At 53.2% G+C, this 25,056-nt stretch carries 19 protein-coding genes and 1 pseudogene; 8 read left to right on the top strand and 12 right to left on the bottom strand.

Annotated elements, in window-relative coordinates:
- Positions 1-90: 90 nt before the first annotated feature.
- On the bottom strand, positions 91-3,057 hold the full coding sequence (locus tag BLQ82_RS27020) for an ABC transporter substrate binding protein (RefSeq protein ID WP_062525643.1): 2,967 nt from the start codon (positions 3,055-3,057) through the stop codon (positions 91-93).
- Between the two features lie 325 nt (positions 3,058-3,382).
- Between BLQ82_RS27020 and BLQ82_RS27015 the strand changes: the two genes are divergently transcribed.
- Together BLQ82_RS27015 and BLQ82_RS27010 are read left to right on the top strand one after the other, a co-directional pair.
- Complete coding sequence (locus tag BLQ82_RS27015) at positions 3,383-4,696, top strand: hypothetical protein (RefSeq protein WP_062525645.1); 1,314 nt, start codon at positions 3,383-3,385, stop codon at positions 4,694-4,696.
- A 324-nt stretch (positions 4,697-5,020) separates the two neighbouring features.
- Positions 5,021-5,998: a LacI family DNA-binding transcriptional regulator gene (locus BLQ82_RS27010; RefSeq protein ID WP_062525648.1), complete on the top strand. Its 978-nt coding sequence runs from the start codon at positions 5,021-5,023 to the stop codon at positions 5,996-5,998.
- 368 nt (positions 5,999-6,366) lie between these two features.
- Here the strand turns inward: BLQ82_RS27010 and BLQ82_RS32195 are convergent, their stop codons facing one another.
- Positions 6,367-6,504, bottom strand: a complete 138-nt coding sequence (locus BLQ82_RS32195) for a hypothetical protein (protein ID WP_157243839.1) — start codon at positions 6,502-6,504, stop codon at positions 6,367-6,369.
- Positions 6,505-6,579: 75 nt separating this feature from the next.
- Between BLQ82_RS32195 and BLQ82_RS27000 the strand changes: the two genes are divergently transcribed.
- On the top strand, positions 6,580-7,038 hold the full coding sequence (locus BLQ82_RS27000; protein WP_062525652.1) for a DinB family protein: 459 nt from the start codon (positions 6,580-6,582) through the stop codon (positions 7,036-7,038).
- Positions 7,039-7,890: 852 nt separating this feature from the next.
- On the opposite strand, the gene pgmB is transcribed toward BLQ82_RS27000, so the two are convergent.
- The 6 genes from pgmB to BLQ82_RS26960 form a co-directional block, all read right to left on the bottom strand.
- Positions 7,891-8,466, bottom strand: a complete 576-nt coding sequence (gene pgmB, locus BLQ82_RS32865) for a beta-phosphoglucomutase (RefSeq protein ID WP_342028184.1) — start codon at positions 8,464-8,466, stop codon at positions 7,891-7,893.
- A gap of 15 nt (positions 8,467-8,481) precedes the next feature.
- A complete protein-coding gene (locus BLQ82_RS31175; protein ID WP_244281020.1) occupies positions 8,482-10,899 on the bottom strand; it encodes a glycoside hydrolase family 65 protein in 2,418 nt (805 codons plus the stop codon).
- A 119-nt stretch (positions 10,900-11,018) separates the two neighbouring features.
- On the bottom strand, positions 11,019-12,110 hold the full coding sequence (locus BLQ82_RS26975; protein ID WP_062525654.1) for a carbohydrate ABC transporter permease: 1,092 nt from the start codon (positions 12,108-12,110) through the stop codon (positions 11,019-11,021).
- Complete coding sequence (locus BLQ82_RS26970) at positions 12,111-13,214, bottom strand: carbohydrate ABC transporter permease (RefSeq protein ID WP_062526138.1); 1,104 nt, start codon at positions 13,212-13,214, stop codon at positions 12,111-12,113. It lies immediately after the preceding gene.
- A gap of 284 nt (positions 13,215-13,498) precedes the next feature.
- On the bottom strand, positions 13,499-14,926 hold the full coding sequence (locus BLQ82_RS26965) for an ABC transporter substrate-binding protein (RefSeq protein ID WP_062525656.1): 1,428 nt from the start codon (positions 14,924-14,926) through the stop codon (positions 13,499-13,501).
- A 308-nt stretch (positions 14,927-15,234) separates the two neighbouring features.
- Positions 15,235-16,239, bottom strand: a complete 1,005-nt coding sequence (locus BLQ82_RS26960; protein WP_062525659.1) for a LacI family DNA-binding transcriptional regulator — start codon at positions 16,237-16,239, stop codon at positions 15,235-15,237.
- 417 nt (positions 16,240-16,656) lie between these two features.
- Here BLQ82_RS26960 and BLQ82_RS26955 point away from each other — a divergent pair, with 417 nt between their 5' ends.
- From BLQ82_RS26955 to pepT, 4 genes are all read left to right on the top strand, one after another.
- Positions 16,657-17,670, top strand: coding sequence for an LLM class flavin-dependent oxidoreductase (locus tag BLQ82_RS26955; RefSeq protein WP_208810737.1), 1,014 nt, complete (start codon positions 16,657-16,659; stop codon positions 17,668-17,670).
- Between the two features lie 915 nt (positions 17,671-18,585).
- Positions 18,586-19,593: a hypothetical protein gene (locus BLQ82_RS26950; RefSeq protein ID WP_062525661.1), complete on the top strand. Its 1,008-nt coding sequence runs from the start codon at positions 18,586-18,588 to the stop codon at positions 19,591-19,593.
- Between the two features lie 31 nt (positions 19,594-19,624).
- Positions 19,625-20,290, top strand: coding sequence for a sortase (locus tag BLQ82_RS26945; protein ID WP_062525662.1), 666 nt, complete (start codon positions 19,625-19,627; stop codon positions 20,288-20,290).
- 95 nt (positions 20,291-20,385) lie between these two features.
- Positions 20,386-21,618 (top strand): peptidase T, encoded by a 1,233-nt coding sequence (gene pepT, locus BLQ82_RS26940; protein WP_062525664.1) that lies wholly within the window; start codon positions 20,386-20,388, stop codon positions 21,616-21,618.
- 159 nt (positions 21,619-21,777) lie between these two features.
- On the opposite strand, the pseudogene BLQ82_RS26935 reads toward pepT, so the two are convergent.
- Together BLQ82_RS26935 and BLQ82_RS26930 are read right to left on the bottom strand one after the other, a co-directional pair.
- Positions 21,778-22,607 (bottom strand): annotated as a pseudogene (locus tag BLQ82_RS26935) (oxidoreductase); the annotation flags it as partial.
- Between the two features lie 42 nt (positions 22,608-22,649).
- Complete coding sequence (locus tag BLQ82_RS26930; protein ID WP_020425931.1) at positions 22,650-23,024, bottom strand: winged helix-turn-helix transcriptional regulator; 375 nt, start codon at positions 23,022-23,024, stop codon at positions 22,650-22,652.
- 363 nt (positions 23,025-23,387) lie between these two features.
- Between BLQ82_RS26930 and BLQ82_RS26925 the strand changes: the two genes are divergently transcribed.
- Complete coding sequence (locus tag BLQ82_RS26925; protein ID WP_062525668.1) at positions 23,388-23,708, top strand: cupin domain-containing protein; 321 nt, start codon at positions 23,388-23,390, stop codon at positions 23,706-23,708.
- 89 nt (positions 23,709-23,797) lie between these two features.
- On the opposite strand, the gene hxlB is transcribed toward BLQ82_RS26925, so the two are convergent.
- Both hxlB and hxlA read right to left on the bottom strand, forming a co-directional pair.
- Positions 23,798-24,355 (bottom strand): 6-phospho-3-hexuloisomerase, encoded by a 558-nt coding sequence (gene hxlB / locus BLQ82_RS26920; protein ID WP_062525670.1) that lies wholly within the window; start codon positions 24,353-24,355, stop codon positions 23,798-23,800.
- A 7-nt stretch (positions 24,356-24,362) separates the two neighbouring features.
- A complete protein-coding gene (gene hxlA, locus BLQ82_RS26915) occupies positions 24,363-24,995 on the bottom strand; it encodes a 3-hexulose-6-phosphate synthase (protein ID WP_062525672.1) in 633 nt (210 codons plus the stop codon).
- Positions 24,996-25,056: the final 61 nt, after the last annotated feature.

Raw genomic sequence — 25,056 nt, 5'->3', positions numbered from 1 at the left:
TACCTCTCATTTCACCCTGTTGCCCACTTCTGGCCTAATCAAGGGTACTTCTACCTCTCATTTCGCCTCAGCCCCAATCTAAGCTCCAGCTCAGCCCGTCTGTCTGCCAGAAATCCAGCTGGCAACCTCTTTTTCCGGGATCGGTCTGCTAATGAAGTAGCCTTGGATCTTGTCGCAGCTTGTCCGCTCCAGAAAGGCCAGTTGTTCCTGCGTCTCTACACCTTCGGCGGTTACGTTCAGCCCCATGTCATGGCCAATCGTCACAATGGAGCTGGCCAGCGACATGTTGTTCGGTGTATCAATACTGTCGATAAAGGATTTATCGATCTTCAGCGTGGTGATCGGCAGCTGCTTCAGATAGCTTAGCGAAGAGTAGCCTGTCCCGAAGTCGTCAAGCGCAATGCCGATTCCTCTCTGCTTGAGGGGTTCCAGCTTGGAGCTGATCGCCTCGAAGGATTCCATAAAGATCGACTCGGTAATCTCCAGCTCCAGATACTCCGGCGCAAGTCCGGTATCCTCCAGTACAGCCAGCACCATATCCGCGAAGTCATCAAGCATCAATTGGACCACTGAAATATTCACCGAAATGTGATAGCCTTCGTATCCCTGTGCCTGCAACTCCCTCATGAAACGGCAGGCCTTGCGCAGCACCCATTCCCCAATCGGAACAATCAGGCGGCAATCCTCGGCAATGGTGATGAACGACAAGGGAGACACAAATCCAAGCACCGGGCTGTTCCAGCGGATCAGGGCTTCAAAGCCCCAAATCCGGCCTGAGCCGGTATCCACCAGCGGCTGGTATTGCAGCGACAATTCATTGTTCGCAATCGCATTCCTTAAATGATGTTCCACAATCATCCGTTCATCAAAATGCTGCTGCATCTCTTCCCCATAGACGACATAGGTGCCTTTACCCGCCTCCTTCGCCTTGTACATCGCAATATCGGCATTTTTCAGCAGCTCCTCGGCACTCGTCCCATTCTCTGGATAACTGGCAATTCCGATACTAACCGAGATATGTACACTGCTGGCATTAAGCCCAAACGGCTCACTGAAGCCCTGAACCAGAGACTCCGCATAATAAATCACCTCAGTATATCCATCCACATCCTTTAACAGAATGACAAATTCATCCCCTCCAAAACGGAAATGCCTGCACCGCCCGTCTGACAATTCCAGCAGCCGTTCACCAGCCTTCACCAGCAGTTCATCGCCGAAGGTATGGCCCATTGTGTCATTAATATATTTGAAGTTATCGATATCCAGGAAAAAGAGTGCGGCCTGCCCGCCCGGATGCTCTTCAATAAAATCCGTCAGTTCCTCGGACAGCGACAACCGGTTTGGCAGACCGCTAAGAACATCGTTATAGGCCAGGAACCGGTATTTTTCTTCACTGGCCTGCAGCAGCGCCTGATTCTCCACAACCTTGTTATACTGCTCCAAAAGCTCATCCTGCAGAGCGGTCAGCTCCTCATAGGTGGACTCCAGTTCCTGGTAGCTCATCTGCAGCTTGCTCTCGTAACCCTTGCGGTCCGTCACATCCACCATCGATCCCGCAAAACGGATGTACCCCCCGCCCGCACTCCGCAGTACCTTGCCCCGGGCCTGAAACCATATGTATTCCCCTGTTTTGCTGCGCATCCGGTACTCGGCATAATAATAAGAAGAACGCCCCTCCAGATGCTGTGTGCGCAGCCTGTCCTCCTGCTCGGCATCCTCCGGATGGACAATCTCCCTCCACCCGCCATGGCTCTCATTGATCTCACCCCGTTCGTAGCCCAGCAGCTCGTACCAGCTATCCGAGAAATAGTAGATCATCGTGGACATATCCACATCCCAGATCACTGCATCCGAGCCATACGCCGCCAGACTGAAGCGCTCATTGCTTATTTCCAGACGGCTTCGCATCCGTTTCACCAGCTGCACATAGAACAGTAAAATGAGGATGAAAACCAGCAGAACGGCAAAAGCTGCAATAATGCCCAGCACCAGTGTCCTATAGGTTTCGTAGAAAGAAAAAGGCTTGTTGATCACCTCGCTGCCTTTCGGCAGCTTGTTCAGGGGAATCCCAAAATGCTGAAGCTCATTATAGTCGAACACATTACGAATCGTACTGTCCGTAACGACCGGCAGTTCATCGGCGCGTTCACCCTGCAGAATACGGAGTGCCAGTTCCGCAGAGGTCTGGCCCTGAATTTTGCCGCTGATCAGGCTTCCGCCGAAAGCCCCATGGTTGAGGGCAAAATCATAGATATGATAGACCGGCACACTGCTGCTTCGACCCAGCTCGCTTGCAAACCGTTCAAATTCGATAATTCTTCCGGTGGAATCACTATAATATGTAGTCATGAGTACAATACTGTCTGAAGAGAGGCCCGAGACGTTTTGAACAATCTGTTCACTGGAGAGTCGGTTCAGGGGGATGAACTCAAGCCCCTGATTCAGCGAGGCAATCTGGTCCATGACCAGCTTGCCTGTAGAGAGTCCGCTTTCCGAGTTGTCAAATACAACATACACTTTGCGGATTGAAGGATTAATTTGCAGCGCCATTTGTATGGTGCGGATGGGGTCGATCTTTTCGGTCACACCGGTTATATTGCGCTTGTCCGGGATGTTGTCCACACCCAGTTCATTTACTCCGCTGAATATAATAGGCGCGTCGTTCAGGATTTCCTGCCGGTATTTCCGTGCGAAGCTGAGTGCGGCATCATCCGTGGTGATGATGGCATCAACATGAATGTTGTGATATTTGAGCTTAATCGTCTGATACAATTGCCGGAGATTCTCCTGGCTGGGATAACGTTTCCAGTCCATATACTCCGTATAAATCACCGGGGCATTTTTCGCACCTTTGAGACGTTCTTCAATGCCGTCGCTTTGCTCATCCGTCCACGCAAAACCCTTCTGGTAGGAATGCAGCACCAGCACATTCTGCGGAGGCTCACCCTCGGCCTTGACCGCCAACGCCGGAAACAGGATTGCGCTCAACATAGCAACCAGAAGAAGAGGCATCCGCCAGCTTTGTAACACTTTGAGATCAAATCTCCCTGCGACCATTAGCATACCCCCATGCATCTATCTCAAAGTCTGCCTATCACTCTTAATAGCGAAAACCTTTTATTCACGAGCCATAAAATATACGGGAAGTTTCGACAATATATTAATTCGTTGACTGTCTTCCGCTTCCCTCTTTATGGCTCTATTTTCACTGAATTGAGCATTTTGCATTAATCTAAATCAATAAAGTTGATTTGGCCGATCTCAATTTGATACTATTTACACAAAATAACAATTTATTACTAAAGAGGTGATTGGATATATTTCTGTCTCTTTTGTCCATCCAGACAGAGGAAAGTAATGAATAATGAGGAGAAGTGAAAAAATGAAACGGAAGATTACGCTGTTCATAGCAATGCTTATTACCTTGCTTTCTGGTCAAAACGCATTCGGATCAGCCTCCACTCAAGAGATCGGTGCGATCATGGGAGGCGGCAATTTCACCAATGGCAGCACAACCCAAACGAATTGTTTTCAGACATTGAATACGATCGGAGTTGGAATGACCCGTGTCAACCTGTATCCCCAATCTTATTATGCGAACAATGCTCCCACACCTGAACGGCTGGACAGTATGATGCTCCAATCCTATCAGCACGGAATAACACCGATGATCCTGTTTGAATACTACGGTTCTTATGAGAAGAACGGACAATTGCTCGGCAACTACGACAAATGGTACAGCATCGGTCAGGCGTTCGCTGATCGTTTCCGGCCCAATGGGAAGTGGGCGCAGGCCAATGGTATACAGGATTGGGGGGTCAGCATTTATACCGCCTTGAATGAGCCCGATGTGGAAAATCTGATTTCCAAGACGGATTATCACAACGCTCTTGAAGGTTTAGCGGACGGCGTGCATTCAGTCGACAAGTCCCTGAAAGTGAATCCTGGTGGATTTGCGAAGGCGAATTCGAACAGCGACTATACCCTCAGAGGCTACGGACCGGCCATCGCCGATCTTTATAATTCCGGCAAACTCGACGGAATTGATCTGCATACATATTACGACATCCAATACGCCCCTATGAAGGGAACCTACAAATATTCAGCGCAGAGCAACTTCGATTCGGTCAAACGGGCCTCCGGCATTACGGCAGACGTCAATTTTTACTCTACAGAATTCAATTTCAAGAAACGCCTGATTACCGAAGAAGAAGCGGCCAAAGGCTTCTTTACGGCGATTTGGGACAACCTTGGGGTAGTGAAAAATGACGGTAAAACCCCGGCCACACAATTCGCATTTCCATGGAGCCTGTTCAATTCGGCAACCACTGATACTTATTACGGTTTGAGTTCGAGCCCGGATTCTTGGGTACCAGTGACTCGGGGAAAAACGCTGGAAAACGTCATTGAAAAAACCAAAGGAATGTCGTTTGCTTCTCTTGATCCTAAGAAAACCGGCGAGTATGTGCTGAACGGAAGCAGCAAGAAGCTGTGGGTATGGCAGAACCTGGATTACTGGACCAATCATCCCGGCACATCATATACCATCAACGGCTTGCCTAACGGGACTTATAAGCTGGAAGTGATCGGTTGGGACGGGGTAAGACAGACGATAGCGATCTCCGGGAAAACCTCATATACCATCAACGGCTTGGCCGTAGGGGAGACCTATATGTTTTTGGCTTATACGAAGTAATTGTAATGGGTGCAAAATGGAGCAGGAGGATTGCTGCCTCGCTGCTCTTTTTTACTGGAGAAGTTTTTTGGTGACCAAACTCTGCACTTGCCATCGCGAAGCAACGAAGCGAAAACGCCGCTTAATAGTTTCAGATACATCGAAATTCTGCCCGTCTGCCCATTTATCGCTCTGCCTCATAACACTGAGGTTTCGCTGTGGCTTAGCCATGACCTTGAATCGTTTCAGCGGGAAATAGAAGGGCAAAACCCGGTTCTGTGGACAGCTCAGGTCAGACCGGATAGAATAAATTTGCAGGAACCGCTTAGACAGGAGACCTTTACGATGCCTACCATAAAAGACGTAGCACTCAAAGCCGGCGTTTCGGCCACAACGGTATCCAGAGTGCTGAACAACAGGGGTTATTTAAGCGAAGCGCTGAAGCAAAGGGTCTATACCGCGATGGAAGAGCTGAACTACAGGCCCAATGAATTGGCCCGTTCACTGAGCCGTTCCAGGTCTAATATCATTGGACTGATCATCCCCCTAATCTCGCTTCCTTTTTTCAGTGAATTAACCAGCCATATTGAGGAGCACGCCTACCTGAACGGGTACAAGCTGCTGCTCTGCAACTCGCAACAGGACAAAATCAAAGAGCTGGAATATATCGATATGCTGCGTTCAAGCCGGGTCGACGGCATCATTATGGGCAGTCATACGCTGGAGGTCGAAGCCTACCGGCAGATGAACCTGCCCCTGGTCACCTTTGACCGGCAAATCTCCCCGGCTATTCCTTATGTCTGTTCGGACAACTATGCCGGGGGACAATTGGCGACCACATTATTAATTGAAAAAGGCTGCCGGAAGCTCGCCCATATCGGCGGCCACCCGGAGCTGAATCTCTTGTCCCATCTCAGATATGAGGGTTTTGCCGATACCGCCCGTAGGGCGGGTATATGGCAGACCTCCCTGCATACGGACAATAACAGCTTCGATGTTCTGGCGTATGAACGGCTGCTGGAGCAGCTGTTCCGGGAACATCCCGGGATTGACGGCATCTTCGCCGGCAGCGATCTGATCGCCGCCTATGCGCTGAAGGCCTGCCGCGAGAGCGGGCGGCGCGTGCCGGCGGATGTGCGGATTGTCGGCTATGACGGCACCGCACTGTGCAGCCTGAGTCATCCGTCCATCACCACAATCCGGCAGCCGGTGGAAGAGATGGGCCGGCTGGCGGTAGAGCTGATTCTGAAGCAGGTGGAAGGGGCCAGCGTCTCCCCTGCCAATATTCTGCCGGTGAAGCTGCAAGAAGGCTCTACGACCTAACACGCGGAGAGCGGGGGGGGACCGGCGGTACGGTCAATGCGTGGTGCTGCGCGTATGGCGGATCTGCGCGGCAACGCAGACGGGCGGTTCTGCGCGCGGCAACGGAGACAGGCGGTTCTGCGCGGCAACGCAGACAGGCGGTTCTGCGTGGCACGCAGACGGGCGGTTCTGCGTGGCAACGCAGACGGGCGGTTCTGCGTGCGGCAACCGCAGACAGGCGGTTCCTCCACTCCGCCTACTCCTTTCCCTTTCCTTGCAGTTGCTCTTGGACCCAGCCAAATTGAGAGGTATCTCTGTGCTAACTGCGCTTTCTACAATTATTCGGAACAAATGAGCTCCAAAATGAGCAATAAGTGTATTTCGTACAATTAAAGATCAGCTTTCCCCTCCAAATCGGCTTCTTCAAAGATAATAACTGTACAGAATACAATTAAACTAGTAACTAAGAAGAAATCCTGCATTGTAGTTGTACGAAATACAACTACCCCTGACGCAATTGTCATCATGTAATATCGCCCCCCATTTTCCGGGCGTTCAGGGTTCCGGCATTTCTAAATACAATCGAAAGGCAGTGAAAGCGAATGATCCAGACTACAATTTCGGGCCTACAATCACTCTTGAAGGAGGTTCCTGCGGCGTTCATCTCTATTTCTCCTGAAGAAGCGGCAGCCCCGCGTCCGGGAGGCAAATGGTCCAAGCTCCAGCTGCTTGGACATCTGTGCGACTCCGCTATCAACAATATGTCGCGCTTCATCAAAGTACAATACGAGCCGCAGCCGCTGTCTCTTGCCCTTTACGATCAAGACGAGTGGATGACCGCCCAGCAGTACGGCCGCGCCACCCAAGAGGAAGTAATAGCTCTCTGGGTCAGCCTTAACCAGGCCATCCTGCGGGTCATTTCCGGCCTCAGTTCAGACCAGCTCCGGCTTGTATTCCTGAAAGAGAGCGGTGAAACCGTCACCCTGCAATGGCTGATCGAAGATTACCTGGAGCACATGAAGCATCATTTGGGGCAGATCTCCCCGGACTATATAGTTTGAACTTGAAATCCGTAGTCTTCAATTTGGATAACAAAAGTGAATTTTTTGCATGACTGCACTTTGTGCAATAGAACGCTCAGTGTTCCGGCTACGAATCGCATTCTGCTGTATTTCATGCAACAGATTTCCCGACTTTGAGTCAAAAACAGCTTTTCCGGGGGATTCTAATGTACAGAATGCAATAGATGGAGCTTTTCGACCGATTTATGGATCATCTGCTGCACAAAATGCAATAGAATGCGAGTGCTAGCCTAATTTGAAAGAGATTCGTATCGGCACCGGCATCCGCATAAGGATTCACCTGCTTGCCTGCCTGCTTGCTTGCATTCCCACTTATTTAAGTTTAACTTGTATAGCCTTTACTATAACGGGTGGTCGCAGTGAATATCCAGAACTCGGTTAGGACTCGCCCAGACTGGGCCAGGCTCGGCCATAATCCCCTGACCGTAAATCCAGCCGCAGCTCCACCCTAATTCCAGACCGTAGTTCTAAATGCAAACACCCCGCTTCTCCTCCAGAAATGGAGGGTAGCGGGGTGTTCCCGCTTCTCCTCCAGCAATGGAGGGTAGCGGGGTGTTCCCGCCTCTCCTCCAGCAATGGAGGGTAGCGGGGTGTTCCCGCCTCTCCTCCAGCAATAGAGGGTAGCGGGGGTGTTCCCGCTTCTCCTCCAGCAATGGAGGGTAGCGGGGGTGTTCCCGCTTCTCCTCCAGAAATAGAGGGTAGCGGGGTGTTCCCGCCTCTCCTCCAGAAATAGAGGGTAGCGGGGTGTTCCCGCCTCTCCTCCAGAAATAGAGGGTAGCGGGGTGTTCCCCGTTTCTCTCCCAGCAATGAAGGGTAGCGGGGTGTTCCCGTTTATGGCTTAATCAGCTCCAGCAGCTGCTCAACGCTCAGCTCCGCGGTCCGGGGCAGCAGCAGATCGGCATCGCCCAGCTGCGCCGGGCTTCCGATGCCTACGGCCTTCATGCCCGCGGCCTTAATCGCGGCGATGCCCGCCGCCGCGTCCTCCACGCCGATGCAGTTGCCCGGCGTGACCCCAAGCAGCTCCGCCGCCTGCAGGAAAATCTCCGGGTCGGGCTTGCCCCTCCGGAGACTGGCCGGATCGGCGATCGCCTGGAACCAACGGGCTGCGCCGAGACGCTCCAGAATAACCGGAGCGTTCAGGCTCGCCGAGGCCAGCCCCACCTGGATTCCCCGCTCCCGCAGGGAATCCAGCAGCTCCGGGATCCCCGGCAGCAGGTCGGCCGGGGTGATGCGCCCGATCATTTCCCTGTAATGATCGTTCTTTTGCTCCGCCAGCCGCAGCTTCGCGGCTTCCGGGAGACCGAGGCCGCTGTCCTCCAGCACGATGTCCAGCGACTCCATGCGGCTGACGCCTTTCAGCCGTTCATTCTTCTCCCGGCTGAAGGGCACGCCCAGCTCATCGGCCAGCGCCTGCCAGGCCAGTTAGTGATATTCGGCCGTGTCGGTGATCACACCGTCCAGATCGAAGATCACCGCTTCCAGCCGCTTTGCCAGCGCAACCCGCACCGGCTCCTGCGGAGACAGGCGCAGCGTCTGCTCCTTGTGCCGGATCTCAAGACCTTCCCCCTCAAGCAGCGTATACACCGCTGCCTCCCGGTCGACATAGATGTCCAGCAGCTGTCCGCTGTACGTAATCTTGAAGCGGTAGCTCTCCCACTGCTCCGGCAGCGCGGGACTAAAGCACAGTTGTCCGTTATATTGGCGCATTCCGCCGAAGCCGTTCACAATCGACATCCATGAGCCTGCCATAGCGGCCATGTGCAGCCCGTCCTTGGCGTTGCGGTTGATATCATCCAGATCCATCCGTACCGTACGGTCGAAGTAAGCATAGGCTCCGGCCAAATCGCCGATTTCGGCGGAGACAATACTATGAATGCACGGCGACAGGGAAGAATCGTGAGTCGTCAGCGGCTCATAATACTGATAATTGCGGATTTTATCGGCCAGGCTGAATTGATCGCCGAGCAGGAACAAGGCCATGACCAGATCGGCCTGCTTCAGCACCTGGTGGCGGTAGATGACCAGCGGGTGATAGTTCAGCAGCAGCGGATATTTATCCGCCGGGGTCCGCTGGAAATCCCATTTCTGCTTGCTCAGGAACGTATCATCCTGCGCATAAATGCCCAACGCCTTGTCAAAAGGGATAAACATCTTCTCCGCAGCTTCCAGCCAGCCGTCTGCCTCCTCCGCACTTAGGCCCATCTCATGCTGCAGCCGTGCATAATCACCGGGATATTCGCGGCGGAGCCAGTCTGCCGTCTCATAGGCATACAGAAGCTGATCCCGCACCATAAGGTTCGTATAGGCGTTATTGTTCACAATGGCCGTATATTCATCGGGTCCGGTTACGGCGTCAATACAGAAGGCTCCGCCGCGCGCCGGATTGTAATGGCCGAGGTCCGCCCAGAAGCGCGACGTTTCGAACAGAATTTCCGCACCCTTGGCGGCAAGAAACTCCACGTCCCCGGTCGCCTGCACATACTGCTTGATGCCATAGGCAATATCGGCATTGATATGGGCCTGGGCCGTGCCTGCCGGGAAATAGGCCGAGTTCTCTGCACCATCGATGGTGCGCCACGGGTACAGCGCCCCCTTCTGCGACATCACCGCTGACCGCTCCCGCGCTTTGCCGAGCGTGGCATAGCGGAACTCCAGCAGCGCCCGGCTGACGGCAGGCTGAGTGTAGGTAAAGAACGGCAGCATATACATTTCGGTATCCCAGAAATAATGGCCCTCATACCCTTCACCGGTCAGGCCTTTGGCACCGATATTCGTTACCCCGTCACGGCCGGCAGACTGCAGCAGCTGGAAAGCATTGAAGCGGATTCCCTGCTGCAGCGCCGGGTCACCTGTAATCTCTACATCCGTATGACTCCAGAAAGTATCCAGGTAGGCCTGCTGTTCAGCGGCCAGCCCGGCAAAACCGCATTTCCCCGCCATGTCCAGCACAAAGGCGCTCCGGCTAAGAAGTTCCCCCTCGCCATAATCCTTGGAGGTATGGTACGTGATATATTTGCTCAGCGTGACGCTCTCCCCGCTGCGGATGGCAGCGGCATAACACACCGAAATCCGCTGCCCGGCCAGCTGGCGTCCCATCTCGCGGCCCATCTCCGCCTGTAGTTCATGACCCATCGCCGTCACCAGCGCGAACCGGGTATGGCGCGTCCGCTGCTTCATCCACAGGAAGCCGCCGGCACCCTCATCCCCTGTGTCTTCCAGCAGCAGGCTGGGCTCCGTACTGCCCGCCCCCAACCGGGGATCATCGCTCGCCTCCGGCCGGACGATCTCCCCATCCATAGCGGAATCAAACTTCAACGTGCCGTCGAAATTCAGCGCCGTTACCCGGTATTCAATGGCGGCAAGATGCTTATGCTGCAAGGCAACCATCCGCCGGATTTGCAGCAGCACCCGGTGGCCCGCAGGCGATTCCCATTCCACTTCACGGTGGAGTATGCCGCTTTTCATATCGAGCCTGCGCTCGTAGCGGTGTACCGTACCACTGTTCAGATGGAAGGCATGGCCCTCTACACTCAGTTCAATGATCCGCGCATCCGTCACATTCAGCATCGCCTGATTGCGGCCGGGATACCCGTAAGCCCCTTCGGGATACACAATCGGCTCAGAATCAAAAAAGCCATTCAGATAATTCCCGGCAACCGAGGTTCCCGCAAGACCGTGATAACCTTCCTCGAAATTACCGCGCATGCCGATATATCCATTGCCCAGCGAGAACACGCTCTCGCTCCTCTGGTTATACTCCTCCTGATAGGCGTCTTCATCAAGACTCCATTCCCGGTAAGGATACAGCGCCGCCGGATGCTCATAGGGCTTCATTTTCATCGCTAAGTCTCCTTCTCATCGCGGACTTCTTCCGGACCGGCCCGCTTCAGCGGTCCAGACCTCCGCTTTATAGATTTGCCGCCGGAACCGGTATTGCCGCGCACCGGTCCGGCCAACCGTCAGCCTTTCACCGAACCGCCCATAAGCCCCCGGACGAAGTACTTTTGCAGCAGGAAAAAAATCGCCAGCGGCATCAGCATCGAAATAAAAGCCGCGGAGGTCAGCAGATGCCAGTCGTTGCCGCGCGAGCCGACCAGGTCGGCGATCTTCATCGACATGACCTGCACCGAAGGCTGGTTGCCGATAAAAATCAGCGACACCAGGTAATCATTCCATACCCAGAGGAACTGGAAGATTCCGATGGAGGCCAGAGCGGGCACGGACAGCGGCAGAATCAGTCTGCTGAAGATCGTGAAATGGCTCGCGCCGTCAATAAAGGCCGATTCGAACAGATCCTTGGGCAGCTGGCTGATGAAATTGTACATGAAGTAGGTAACCAGCGGCAGACCAAAAGCGGTATGTGCCAGCCAGATCCCCAGATAGCTTCCGTTCAGACCAAGCGAAGTATAGTCCTTAAGCACAGGAATCAATGCGACTTGAATCGGGATCACGAGCATGGCGATAATGATTACGAACAGTGTTTTGCGGCCCGGGAACCGCAGCCAGGCGAAGGCATACGCGGCAAAAGAGGCGATCAGCACCGGAATGACCGTAGCCGGGACCGCAATCGTCAGCGTATTCCAGAAGGCCTGCGACAGCCCCGTACCCTTTTGCATCGTTTCACTGCCGTCCGCTTCCGTGAGTTTGTACTCTTTGCCGGACAACACATTGCTGTAATTATCCATAGTAAGATCAGGGGTGGTCTTCCAGCCCTGCTCCTGCATATTGATCGTGCGCGCTCTGCGGTTCTCCCACATCAGGCGGCTGTCGTCCACCTCCACGCCCGCCTTCAGCTGGTCGTCCGTGTAGGTCTGGCCGTTCACCTCAATCGGCTGGCGCAGATCGGTATCCTTGGACAGCTGCAGTGTCTCGCCTTGCGTCCACTCCTGATGAGGGAATACCTTCCACCAGCCGGTCTGCAGAATATCCGCTGCAGGACGGAATGAGGAAATAAAGAGGCCCAGCGTCGGCAGCAGCCAAATGAAGCAGATGACGCCCAGCACGAGATTGACGATGGTTTTGCCGCCTTTTCTTTTCTTTTTGCCGGCCATTTAGAATCCCCCCTGCTTGCGGAACTGCCGCAGATTAATAAGAATTACAGGCAAAACTGCGATCAGGAGCACAATAGCCAGCGTTGAGCCGTACCCAAAATTACGGTACATAAAGAACTGCCGGTAGAACTGTGTCGCTACCACTTCTGTATCGTATTGACCTCCTGTCATCACCATGACGACGTCAAATATTTTCAATGTAAAGACGATAATGGTGGTTGTAACGGTCAGAATCGTCGCGGAGATGAACGGAATCATAATGCCGAAGAAAATCTTCACCTCACCTGCACCGTCCACACGCGCGGCCTCCAGAATATCGTCGGGAACCCCTTTGATTGCTGCAGAAAAGATTACCATCGCAAACCCTGTCTGCATCCAGATCAGAATGATAATGAGAAAAAAGTTGTTCCAGGGCTGCAGCATACTCGTCCAAGCCTGCGGTTCGCCGCCAAAATAGGTCACAATCGCGTTCAGCAGTCCGATTTGCTCGTCGCCCGGCTGATAATAATAGACGAATTTCCAAATGACTCCCGCGGCTACAAAAGAGATGGCCATGGGCATAAAAATGATCGATTTGGCGATTTTTTCGTAGCTGCTGCGGTCGGCAAGAATGGCGATCAGCAGCCCGAAGCAGACACAGGCCAGCGTTCCGATGAATACCCATAGCAGATTGTTGCGCAGTGCGGTCGCCATAAGGTGGTCGCTGAAGATCGCGGCATAGTTGCTGAGTCCGACAAATTTCTCCGAGGAAGCATTAAAAAAGCTCAGGTACAGCGTCCGCAGCGCCGGCAGCACCAGCAGCCAGCCCAGAATGATTACCGCCGGGCCGATAAAAATATACGGCAGCACCTTCCTGCGGATATGGTCAGGATACTGCTCCACCGCCCAGGTCAGCGTATAGTAAATCAGATACACGCCCAGCACGCCCCACAGTACGGCAAGAACCGCAGTCAGCAGCGGATTCAGCGTAGAATCCCGGAAGAACACAAAAATCAGGCCATTGATCACGATGTTGGCGAGCAGAATCCCAAGGGACAGGAGCACCGCCTTGATGCTGATGGTCTGTTTCACTTGTGCACCGGGGTCACTGGATTTCTGCTTCATTTGTGCATCCATATTAGCTCCTCCTGAAAGTTTTGTGAGCTTAAGCATCATCCGAACCGCTTCGTACAAAACTGGCTTCGGAAGCATCGGCTTAAGTTTTGTGCGCAAAACTGTTTTCGTAAGCATACGCTTAGGTTTTGCGCAGCAAAACCCTTCGTAAGCCCTGCAAACCGTCCATTCGGGCAGTCAGCGCGCCTTTGACAGGCAAAAAGCGGGACAGGCTGTACTCGCTGCTCACTGCCCCGCTTTTTAAATGAATCTTAATGACTTAAGAAAGTCCAAGCTTAATTGTTCCAGCCTGACTGAATCTGCTCCAGGGCCTTATCCAGTGTAGCTGTTCCGCTCACATAGTCTGTCATGCCCTTCCAGAACGTGCCCGCGCCCACTTTGCCCGGCATCAGGTCAGAGCCGTCGAAGCGCAGTGTGGAAGCATCCTGCACCAGCTTCGCCATCCGGCGGTCGGATTCAGAGGTGTACCAATCCAGGGAAGCATCATTCATTGGGGCAATCACGCCGCCGGACTGTACCCAGGTTTTGATCGATTCGCCTGTGGTGAAGAACTCCATGACTGCACGCACTTCAGGACGGTCATTGAACATGGCATAGATATCGCCCGCCACCAGCACCGGCTTGCCGTATTGCGGATCAATCGGCGGCAGATAGAACCAGTCGTAATCCTGATCCACCTTGGCCGTTTCCGGGAAGAAGCTGGTAATGAAGTTCCCCATCAGATTGAACCAGGCTTTTGGCGGGTTCTCGAACATCGGTTTCGGGGCATCCCCGAAGGCTGTAGTTACAATCGATTTGGTTCCGCCATAGACGTAATCTTTATTGAGCCAGATCTTGGACATCACTTCTACGGCATTCTTCACCTCAGGTGAAGTGAACGGCAGCTCGCCTTTTACCCATTTATCATAGTTTTCAGGAGTAGTAGTACGCAGCATAATGTTCTCTATCCAGTCGGTTGCCGCCCAGCCCGTTGCCGCACCGCTCTCAATCCCGATGGTCCAGGCCGGATCGCCGTCCTTGGCAATTTGCTCAGTCAGCGCCATCATGTCATCCCAGGTTTCCGGAACAGTATAACCGGCATCGTCAAATTGCTTCTTCGGATACCAGACCAGACTTTTCACATTGCTGCGGTTCCAGATCCCGGCCATGATTTTGCCGTCTTTCCCGTCCATGGTGGACATATCCAGCCAGCTTTTGTTGTAGTTCGCTTTCAGTTTCTCCTGGTCCAGCACCCCGGTCAGATCAACCACTTTGCCGGTTTTGGCAATGGAGGCCAAGAGGCCCGGCTGCGGGAAGTCGGCGATGTCCGGCGCATTGCCGCCGTCAACACGGATGTTGATCGTCGCTTCGAATTCCTTGGAGCCTTCATATTGAATATCGATGCCGGTTTTGGCCTCAAACTCCTTAATGCTGCTCTCAAACTTCACCTGGTCGGCATCCACAAACGGTCCGAACATGGTTACCTTGGTGCCTTTATATTCACCTTTCATAGCCAAATCCAGCGGTGAGCCCGCAGCAGCGGCTTCCGAAGCTTCCGGTGAAGCCTGGCTGTTAGATGCAGCCGGTGCCTCTGTAGCCGCTGGCGGATCGGTCTTGGCCGCATTATTGGTATTATTATTTCCGCCGCATCCGCTAAGCATCATGGTGAAGGATAAGCACAGCACCATGGCGAGTGACAGTTTTCGTCCCGTAGCCTTTTTCATTTTGTCATACATCCCCTTTAATTATGGTTTTAGAGACTGCATTCCTTATGCTTCTTCCGGGTATTGCCTCCGCCTGCCTGCGGGATCACCTCCTTGCAAAGCTTTTCATCAAAAGTTATGGCCAAAAATTCAGCATAACTTGTATACGTTTTCAATTTTCTAATAGCTATGTCTGCTGGTGGTTATTTATGCTGTTAAATTGTTGGAATGATGCTTTTCAGTGCTGTTCAGCGTATATTCCCCGCATTTCCAGAGTCGTTGCACAGTAGTTTGAAAAGCTTTTCAGATTATCGGAAAATGAGCAGCGCTCATCTTTCCCGTGAGGATTCTCTTACGATCAGCTTATGCTCCATTTTTTCCGTTGGAACTACAACCTTCCCGGTGGTCAGCAGTTCATGCAGCTTCTCCGCTGCCCGGTAGCCCAGTTGATAGATTGGCTGTGCAATGGTCGTCAGCTTCGGAATGTACATGCCTGACATCCGCAGATTGTCGAACCCGATGACGGATACCTGCCCCGGCACCAGAATATTGCGGTCCTTCAGATACGAAATGGCTCCCATCGCGAACTCATCGGCTACACAGAACAGGGCTGTCACTTGCGGATAATCTGTAAACAGCTCATGCGCTGCCTGATAGGCATGCTCAAAGCGGTGATTGGCGTATCTGACCTTCTCTACATTGTGCTCAAGCCCGGCTTCATTCAGTGCTCTTACAAATCCTTCATAACGCGGCGGGCCGGACACGGAGTTGTCATGATTGAACCCGATCATCCCGATCTCGGTATGCCCCAGCTCAATCAGGAACTTCACGGCGTCATAGGCCGCTCTCTCATCATCAACCTCCACTGACGGCACATCGAATTCTTCCGAATGGGAAGACACCAGTACAAAGGGGATTCTGCAGCCCGTCAGCTTCTCGTAACATTCCGGATACAGAACATCACTGGCGTATACAATCCCATCCACCTGCTTCTCATGAAACGTGTCAATGTAGCTCAGCATCCGTTCCTTGTCGCGGTCTGTATTGCAGATCATCAGACTGTAGCCCAGCTTAATGCAGGCATCCTGCATCCCCCGGATCACTCCGGCAAAGTAAAGGTTCTCAATATCTGGTATGAGCAGTCCCAGCGTATTGGATTTCTTGTAAATCAACCCCCTGGCAAAAGCATTCGGCTGATACTGCAGCTTCTCAATGGCTTCAATTACACGGCTGCGCTTGCTCTCTACTACAGTATGGGGCGCATTCATTACACGCGACACGGTGCTGATCGACACCTCTGCCATTTTGGCGACATCTCTGATTGTTGGCTTCATTTGAGTGACTTCCTTTGGTTAGAAAAGCTTTTCAAAGCGATTATAGCAAGGGTTCACAATTTTGACAAGAGAATTTTTAAAACGCTTACATTCAAGGCTTTTTTGCCAAAAGACCCTCATTTCACACCAGCCCGCCCTATTTCACACGTTGTATGATTCCACCGGAAAGTTAAACCAGCAGGTGGAATTTCAATTTTGAAAACCTTATCAATCCTTCTTATGCTCCACTAACTTATGAACTTGCGGAATCCACCCCCTAAGCACACCTAAATACCTAATGGAAACTGCCTTCTTCGGGATATTTGCTTACTTAAAGTGTGTAAATAATATTATTTCATGTTATAATTGCCGGGTAGATTACTTCCGCACTGCAAATACTGGTTATTAATAGAAATACTTATTTGGGAGGGATTATTCGTGAAAAAACTGCAGGACATTCCGTTTTCCGTGCTGGATCTGGCTCCAATTGTGGAGGGGGGAACGGCAGCGGACTCTTTTCATAACACGCTTGATCTGGCCCGCCATGCTGAGGCTTGGGGCTACCACCGCTACTGGCTCGCAGAGCATCATAATATGCCGGGCATTGCCAGCTCCGCCACTTCGCTCGTGATTGGCCACGTGGCCGCAGGCACCAAGAGCATCCGCGTAGGGTCAGGAGGCATCATGCTCTCCAATCATGCGCCGCTGATGATTGCCGAGCAATTCGGCACACTCGAATCCCTCTATCCCGGCCGTATCGACCTCGGGCTGGGCCGGGCTCCCGGCTCTGACCAGGCTGCGGCCCGGGCCATGCGCCGCGGACTGGGCCAGGACGGCAGTGAATTCCCTGAGCAGCTCAGCGAGCTAAGAGCTTACTTCGATCCGGACGGTGCCGGATCACGTCCGCTCGGCGTGCGCGCGGTACCCGGCGAAGGGCTGAATGTGCCCATCTGGCTGCTCGGCTCCAGCGGCTTCAGCGCCCAATTGGCGGGGCAGCTCGGTTTGCCCTTCGCTTTTGCCAGCCATTTCGCACCCGATTATCTGCTGCCTGCTCTTCACCTGTACCGCACCAGCTTCAAGCCGTCGGCGGTACTCGATAAACCGCATGTAATGGTGGGACTTGGCATTACTGCTGCGGAAACCACAGAACAGGCCCGCTGGCTTGCCACGTCACAGCAGCAGCAGTTCCTCAATATTATCCGGGGCCGTACCGGCAAGCTGCAGCCGCCGGTAGACAGCATGGAGGGACTATGGTCCCCTCAGGAAAAAGCTATGCTGCTCAGCAAGCAGCTGTACTCCATCGCCGGAGATCAAACGGCAATTAAGGAAAGACTGCTGCAGATCGTGGAAGAAACTCAGGCTGACGAATTCATTGTCGCCTCGCAGATTTACGACCATACTGCACGCTTGCATTCCTATGAGCTTGTTGCCGAGCTGGTTAAGGGAAGCTAATCTATGCCTAGTTAGAATAGAGCAAGGGGATTGTGCCGGTCAGGGAAGCATTCGTTCAGCCCTGACTGTGCAATCTCTTTTTTTGTATGTATTTTTAGCCATGGACCTTCTCAGCAGCCTCAAAATGCAAATATGTCCCCACTGCGAGCACCAGTAAAATGGAGAACTAGAAGGCTCGAAAGCTTGGGGAATGCAATGAAGCTCATAAGAGATTGAAGCGAAGTGGAAAAAGTAAAACTAATTCGCTGAAATCCGGGCTCCAGAAGGTTTTAGTGGGATTTTGTACACCTATTTCGCCCATATTCATCCTAAATGACCGCTTTCCGCCGGATTAGTGATACTTTTTCCAACATAGGATACTCCGTAAGCCGAATGGGTTCGTTTAGTGATACTTTTTCCAACATAGGATACTCCATAAGCCGAATGGGTTCGTTTCTTGAACCTTTTTCCGCTAACAGTGACTGCCCCCATCAACAATTATTTAAGCTTAATCTATATCGTTGAAAAGTTGACGGCAGCACTCCAGGTCAAGTGAAACCCGACGCCGGAAGAATGTTTGTTTGTTCTTTATAAAATACAATATTTTTTCGTAATATCGAGAAATATTTAGATATTCGAAGCTATTTGTAAATACCTATGCATTAATCTAACCATTTGATCTTTTAAAATCATTAAAAGCAATTTTCAGCGTTTTTGTTTATTTTGAAATTTGATTATACTGATATTATTCGTTATAACGAACATACATAATCCTTCTTCACTCAAACTCATTTTTAACTGCCCCATTTTATATCTAGTAGTCCTTCAGAAAACCACTCTTTTCGACAAGATTTGAGCAAATCACTGAATAAAGCAGGGATGGTGCCGGATTTCCCCGGTGGCAGAATTGACTTCCCATAGGAAAGGAGCGGGCAAGTGAAGAAAAAATACCATAAAGCAGTACTAGGCTTGTATATTCTGATTGTTCTGGCCGGGGTAGTCTGGCACGCCGGGGGAGTAAGTGCAGAGGACACAATTAAGCTTACGGTGAATTCGCACACAACCAGTATGGCCAAGATGGCCAACATGCAGCCGGGAGATGTGACCACTTCCGACTATACAGTGATTAATGAGGGCAATGAACCGTTCAATTACTATGTAGATTTCAAATTCATCTCCGGAGACCGCGAATTGTACGATATTCTGCAAATGACCCTGCAAAAAGAGGGAGTTATCCTCTATTCCGGGGTGATGAGCGAAGCCGAGGGGAGAGTGGCTGTGGGAACACTGGCCGGGGGAGGCCAGGAAGCCATTCAGATGGATGTAACCTTTCCGTATGAGGCGGGCAATGAATATCAGGCGACAACGACCAGTGTAGCCTTTGTGTTCTCCGCTTCCGGTGAGGCCGGACCGTCAGCGGAGCCGAGCGCTACGCCTTCCGCTTCCGTTACACCGAATCCGTCGGCTGACCCGAGCGCTACGCCTTCCGCTTCCGTTACACCGAACCCGTCGGCTGACCCGAGCGCTACGCCTTCCGCTTCCGTTACACCGAACCCGCCGATTGGTCCAACGGCCTCTCCAACAGGCAGCTCGGTGCCGGGAACAATCGTCACACCGTCCGCTTCACCTTCGGCAGCCGCATCACCGGACCCGAATGAGGCTGCTGTAACCGATCCGCCGGTTCCGCTCGGAGGCCACAACAGTAGCGGGGGCAACACACCTTCAGCTTCACCGGGTACCGGCAGCACTGGAACCGGCACTGAGGCTACCCCGTCGCCGGACCATGAAACACCGCTCGCCGACAATGAGCTTCCGCTTGGAGGACCGGATGGCGGCGATAAGCTGCCGGACACCGCTGAGCCGTGGTATAACCTGGTTCTGCTCAGTTTGGCCGTAGCGGTTGTGAGCTTGATCATCCTGCGCAGACTGAACTCGAAGAAGTAAGACCACTACATCACAGGTTGGAGGAGAGAGTATGAAGAAGCGTTCCGGGCTGGTCATTGCCGTGAAGCTGGTCTTCGTACTCTCTTTGTGTGTACTGCTCTATTCAGCCTTCCAAATCCTCAAAGCACCGGTGGAAGCCCGTCAGGCCCTGCGGGAATGGGAGAAAAAGAGGGAGGAAGCTCCCAATATATACCATTACAATGAAGAAACACCACTGCCTGACGGAATGGCCAGTCCAGCGGGGGGAACCCCCCCGTCCAAGCCCGCCTACACCGAGGGCGACATTATCGGGGAAATTTATTTGCCCAAGCTGGAGAAGCGGATTGCCATTGTGGAGGGCACAGAACGCCCGCAGCTGAAAAAGGGGGCCGGACATGATAAGGGCAGTGCTCCCATCGGCGCTATCGGCAACAGCGTGCTGGCCGGCCACCGTGACACGGTGTTCCGGGGACTCGGTACTTTGCAGAAAGATGACCGGATTGAGGTGGAGACTGCAGAAGGTAAATTCATTTATATCGTTACAGGCAGCAAGATAGTAGACGGAGACGCCAGGGGGGTTATCAAACGGAGCGATGAGGCAGTGCTCACGCTCATTACCTGTTACCCGTTTACCTATGTCGGCTCGGCACCGGACCGTTATCTGCTCACAGCGGTTCTCCTCCGCGAAGAGCCTGTTTCTCTATCCCGGCAGCCCTAGAGCCGTGACTCGCCAGTTCTCCCGCCAAGGGATGAGACATTGTATAGAAAGTGATACTATAGACATATGATGACACAGAGGAGATGACCTGTTTAATGAAGGAAAAGCTGATAGAGCGGTTTATTTCGTATGCTCAAATGGATACCCAATCGAATGAGGACAATGAAGCCTGCCCTTCTACACCCGGACAGATGGAGCTGGCCCGCAAGCTGGTAGCTGAGCTGCAAGAGCTGGGGCTGGTGGAGGTCACCGTGGACGAGCATGCTTATGTCATGGCTACCCTGCCTGCCAATACGGACAAGGAGGTTCCTGTCATTGGCTTTCTCGCGCATCTGGATACCGCGACAGATTTCACCGGCGCGGGGGTGAAGCCGCAGCTTGTCGAGAACTATGACGGCAAGGATATTGTCCTCAATAAAGAGCTGGACATTGTCCTCTCCACGGAGAGCTTCCCCGAGCTGGCCGGATATAAAGGCCACACGCTGATTACCACGGACGGGACAACCCTCCTGGGCGCGGACAACAAAGCGGGAATCGCTGAGATTATGACTGCAATGGCCTATCTGCTGGAGCATCCGGAAATCAGACACGGCAAGATCCGGGTGGCTTTTACCCCCGATGAGGAAATTGGACGCGGACCGCATAAATTCGATGTCGCACGCTTCGGTGCTTCCCATGCCTACACCGTAGACGGCGGACCACTCGGAGAATTGGAGTACGAAAGCTTCAACGCTGCCGGAGTTAAGATCAGCTTCAAAGGGGTGAATGTGCATCCTGGAACCGCCAAGGGAAAAATGATCCATTCCGCCAAAATCGCCATGGCGTTCCATCTCAGACTGCCGTCCGGTGAAGCCCCGGAATTCACTGAGGGCTATGAGGGCTTTTACCATCTGATCTCCATGCAGGGTACAGCGGAGCAGAGCAAGCTGCAGTATATCATCCGCGATTTTGACCGCGAGGCCTTTGAGAACCGGAAGGCGTATATCGCTGCTATTGTAGAGGAATTCCAGTCTACCTATGGGGCGGAGAATATAGTGCTGGAAATGAAGGATCAATACTATAATATGCGCGAAAAAATCGAGCCGGTACGCCACATCGTCGACATCGCCCAGGAAGCCATGGAGAACCTCGGCATTACGCCGGTGATCACCCCGATCCGCGGCGGTACGGACGGTTCGCAGCTGTCGTATATGGGGCTGCCTACGCCGAATATTTTCACTGGCGGCGAGAATTTCCACGGCAAATTCGAGTATGCCTCGGTAGATGTCATGCTGAAGGCCGTTCAGGTTATAGTCGAAATTGCCAAGCTGACTGAACAGAAGGCTTAACTGCTGCGGATTCCGCGTTGCATGAGTCCGCATAAGACTACAAATATCCCCGGCTAGCTGGATCAGAGGCCCCTAGCCGGGGATATTTGTGTTCGTTTTACAGGCCGGGGCGGCAGCGGAAGGTTATGAACGGGCAGGTATTTCAGGCGAGTGTCCGGGTTAAGACTTCACCGGAAGCCAGCCCGGTGTATGAATCAGCGCTCTCCAGAGCGGATCAGGGATGAATAGGGCGTCTTGGGCAGCAGGGTCCAGTTCCGTCTCTATTTCACCGCACGGCCTTCCGCTACCTTCTGCACCCAGTCCGGTTCAGTCAGCAGCGGACGGCCCAGAGCCACCAGACTGATTCCGCTGGACAGGATCTTCAGTGCATCTTCAGCACTGTACAGAGAACCGACACCGATTACCGGCAGCCCGTCGCCGGCACGGTCAACAATCTGCTCAATCCGCGGACGGCCGTCCCCGGTCCCACGGTGCGGCCGCGACCACAGATCCATCTGCGAGACGTGCAGATAGTCCAGCCCCTCTTCCTTCAGCGCATCGATAAGCGCGAAGGTCTCGGTCATTGTAATCCCCGGTGTTTCCGGTTCTTCGGGGGAGAAGCGGTAGCCGACAAGGAACGGCGACGATGCATGTTTCTTCACAGCGCCTTTTACCGCGCGCAGAACAGCCAGCGGAAAGGCCCGGCGTTTCTGCAGATCTCCGCCCCAGCGGTCGCCGCGCGTATTGGAATGCGGCGAGAAAAACTGCTGCAGCAGATATCCGTTCGCACCGTGAATCTCCACGCCGTCGAATCCGGCTTCAATAGCCCGGCGTGTAGCTGCACCGAAATCGGCGATGATGCCATCAATCTCATCGCCGGCCAGTGCACGCGGCACAGGCCCATGGCCGCCGCCCGGAAGCTCTGACAGCACATTGCTTGCACTGACGGGTTGTCCGTCCAGCAGCTGCTCCGGCGGGCATTGGCGTCCGCCGTGGAAAATCTGCAGAATTTAATGTTTTATTGAAAGGGCTGTGTAGTATTCAGCAGAGTGCTACCGGTCACCGGGAGGGATGTCCTTCCAGATTACATTCTCGCCATAGTTCTTGCCCCAGTCATACATCATGCGCAGCACGGGCAGCAGACTTTGGCCATATTCCGTCAAGGAGTATTCTACTCTCGGAGGAACCTCTGCATACACCTGCCTGAATACAAGCTGGTCTTCCTCCAGTTCGCGGAGCTGGTTGGTCAGCATTTTTTGGGTGATATGGGGAATCAGCTTTTTCAGCTCACTGAAGCGTTTCGTCCCTTCCAGGCCCAGATGCCACAGAATAATCAGCTTCCACTTCCCGCCGATCACAGCAAGCGTAAGTTCCTTCTCACAGTTGATTTCCTTCAGATTAATGCGGTCCTTAATTTCCGTTGCCAATGTGAATCGGCCCCCTTTCTTACCCTAATCATACTACAGGACACCGGGGAAGCGCACATGACGGGCGGAGCTGGAGAGTTTTTGAAATTTCCGGTGAAGCCGTAAGACCGGTATCTATACCTGCCGCTGTAATTTTCATGGCGTTTTCCATCTTCTCTGCCACCTTTGGGGAGAATTTCACCTTTTCAGTTGGTTTGTCCCCTTTCTTCCCTTCGTTTATCTATCCCGCCCTCCGTGAAAGCACGGTTATACTATTAAATGAAAGTATCCCAGCGAAACATGATATCTTTACAAGGAGGTTTGAACTGCTGATCAAATACCCGGGTATTACAGCACACTATATAGATGGAGGTAGATTGGAACATGGGCAAATTGGGAGTATGGGAAGCCGCAGAACCGGGAGTCAAACGCTGTATCCTGAATGCAGCAGGCAGTCTGATGATGATGGAGGTTCATTTTGAAGAGGGGGCCGAGGGGTATGAGCATAGCCATCCCCATGAGCAGATGAGCTACTGTCTGCGCGGAAGTTTCGAATTCCGCATTGACGGCAAGAAGCATAAGGTAAGCGCAGGCCAGAGTATTGCCATACCGCCTAACGCCAAGCATGGCGTAACCGCTCTGGAAGCAGACTCAGCACTGCTCGATGCCTTCACGCCTATCCGCGAGGATTTGCTTGAGCGCTAGAACGGCCGATCTCGGGATTTATCCGGTATCCTGCCAACCGATGTACAATAAGCACCGCCTGTCTGGCTTCCCGGACAGGCGGTGCTTATCTATTCCAGATTGGCATGGTTGCCGAACATCCGGGTGGAGGTCTGGCCGGTCTTCTCCATCATCCGCAGGATTACGGCATCATAGAAGAGCAGCAGAGTCTGCTCAAACAGCGAAGCCATTGGCTGGATGGTGATCCGGCCTCCGGCCGCCTGCTCCTTGGACGCCCCCGGCAGCTTGACGACATGATCGGCCAGCTGTCCGATGGACGACTCCGGGGAGATGGTCACCGCCACAACCGCGGCACCCACAGCCTGGGCCTTCACTGCCATGGACAGCAGGCTTGCCGTCTCGCCGGACCCGGTGCCCAGCACCAGCACATCGCCCGGTCCTATCCCCGGCGTTACCGTTTCGCCGACTACGTAGGCATCTTTTCCGGCATGCATCAGCCGCATGGCGAAGGCCCGGCCCATGAGGCCGGAGCGGCCGGCCCCGGCGACGAAAACCCGGCCGGAGCGCAGCAGCAGCTCCGCCATCTGCTCAGCCTCCGCTGCGCCGAGCTGCGCAACCGACCGCTGCAGTTCATTCACAATTTGCTGCGCATAGCTGAATGTATTCATAAGCGGCTCAGGCCTGGCTGACCAGGCGCTTCATTTCCGCCGCCGCTGCCTTCTGATCGCTTTCGCCGGTAATCCCGCCGCCAACGATGACGAGATCAGGACCGGCAGCAATCACTTCAGGCAGTGTGTTCAGCTTGATGCCGCCGGCAATCGCTGTTTTGGCCTGTTTCACTACACTTTTGATGGCCTGCAAATCAGCAAAAGAGTTTTTCCCCTCCGCCTGATGGTCATAACCGGAATGCACGCAGACATAATCCACACCGAGCGCGTCTACTTCGGCTGCCCTGGCCGCAATGTCCTTGACGTTGATCAGGTCTACCAGAATCTCCCGGCCGCTTTTCTTCGCTTCCTCAACGGCCCCTTTAATCGTTGAGTCGTCGGACACACCGAGTACGGTGACGATATCCGCGCCTGCTTCAGCCGCCTTCATCACCTCGTACCCGCCGGCATCCATAATTTTCAGGTCAGCCAACACAGTCAGAGCCGGAAAGGCTTCCTTCATTGCCTTCACGGCATGCAAGCCTTCATTAATTACTATCGGCGTGCCGATCTCCACGATATCAATAAATCCGGCGACCTCCGAGACAATTTCCTTGGCTCCGTCAATATTTACAAGGTCCAGCGCTAATTGCAGCTTCATCTGTTCAAACCCCTTTTCAATAGTTTAAGTAAGTGCTTCACATATTGTAGGTTCATAACTT

Origin of the sequence: Paenibacillus jilunlii (genome assembly GCF_900102965.1) — a bacterium.
GTDB classification, from domain to species: domain Bacteria; phylum Bacillota; class Bacilli; order Paenibacillales; family Paenibacillaceae; genus Paenibacillus_AQ; species Paenibacillus_AQ jilunlii.
Note: the sequence above shows the minus strand (reverse complement) of the source record. Positions and strands in the feature narration are given on the sequence as shown.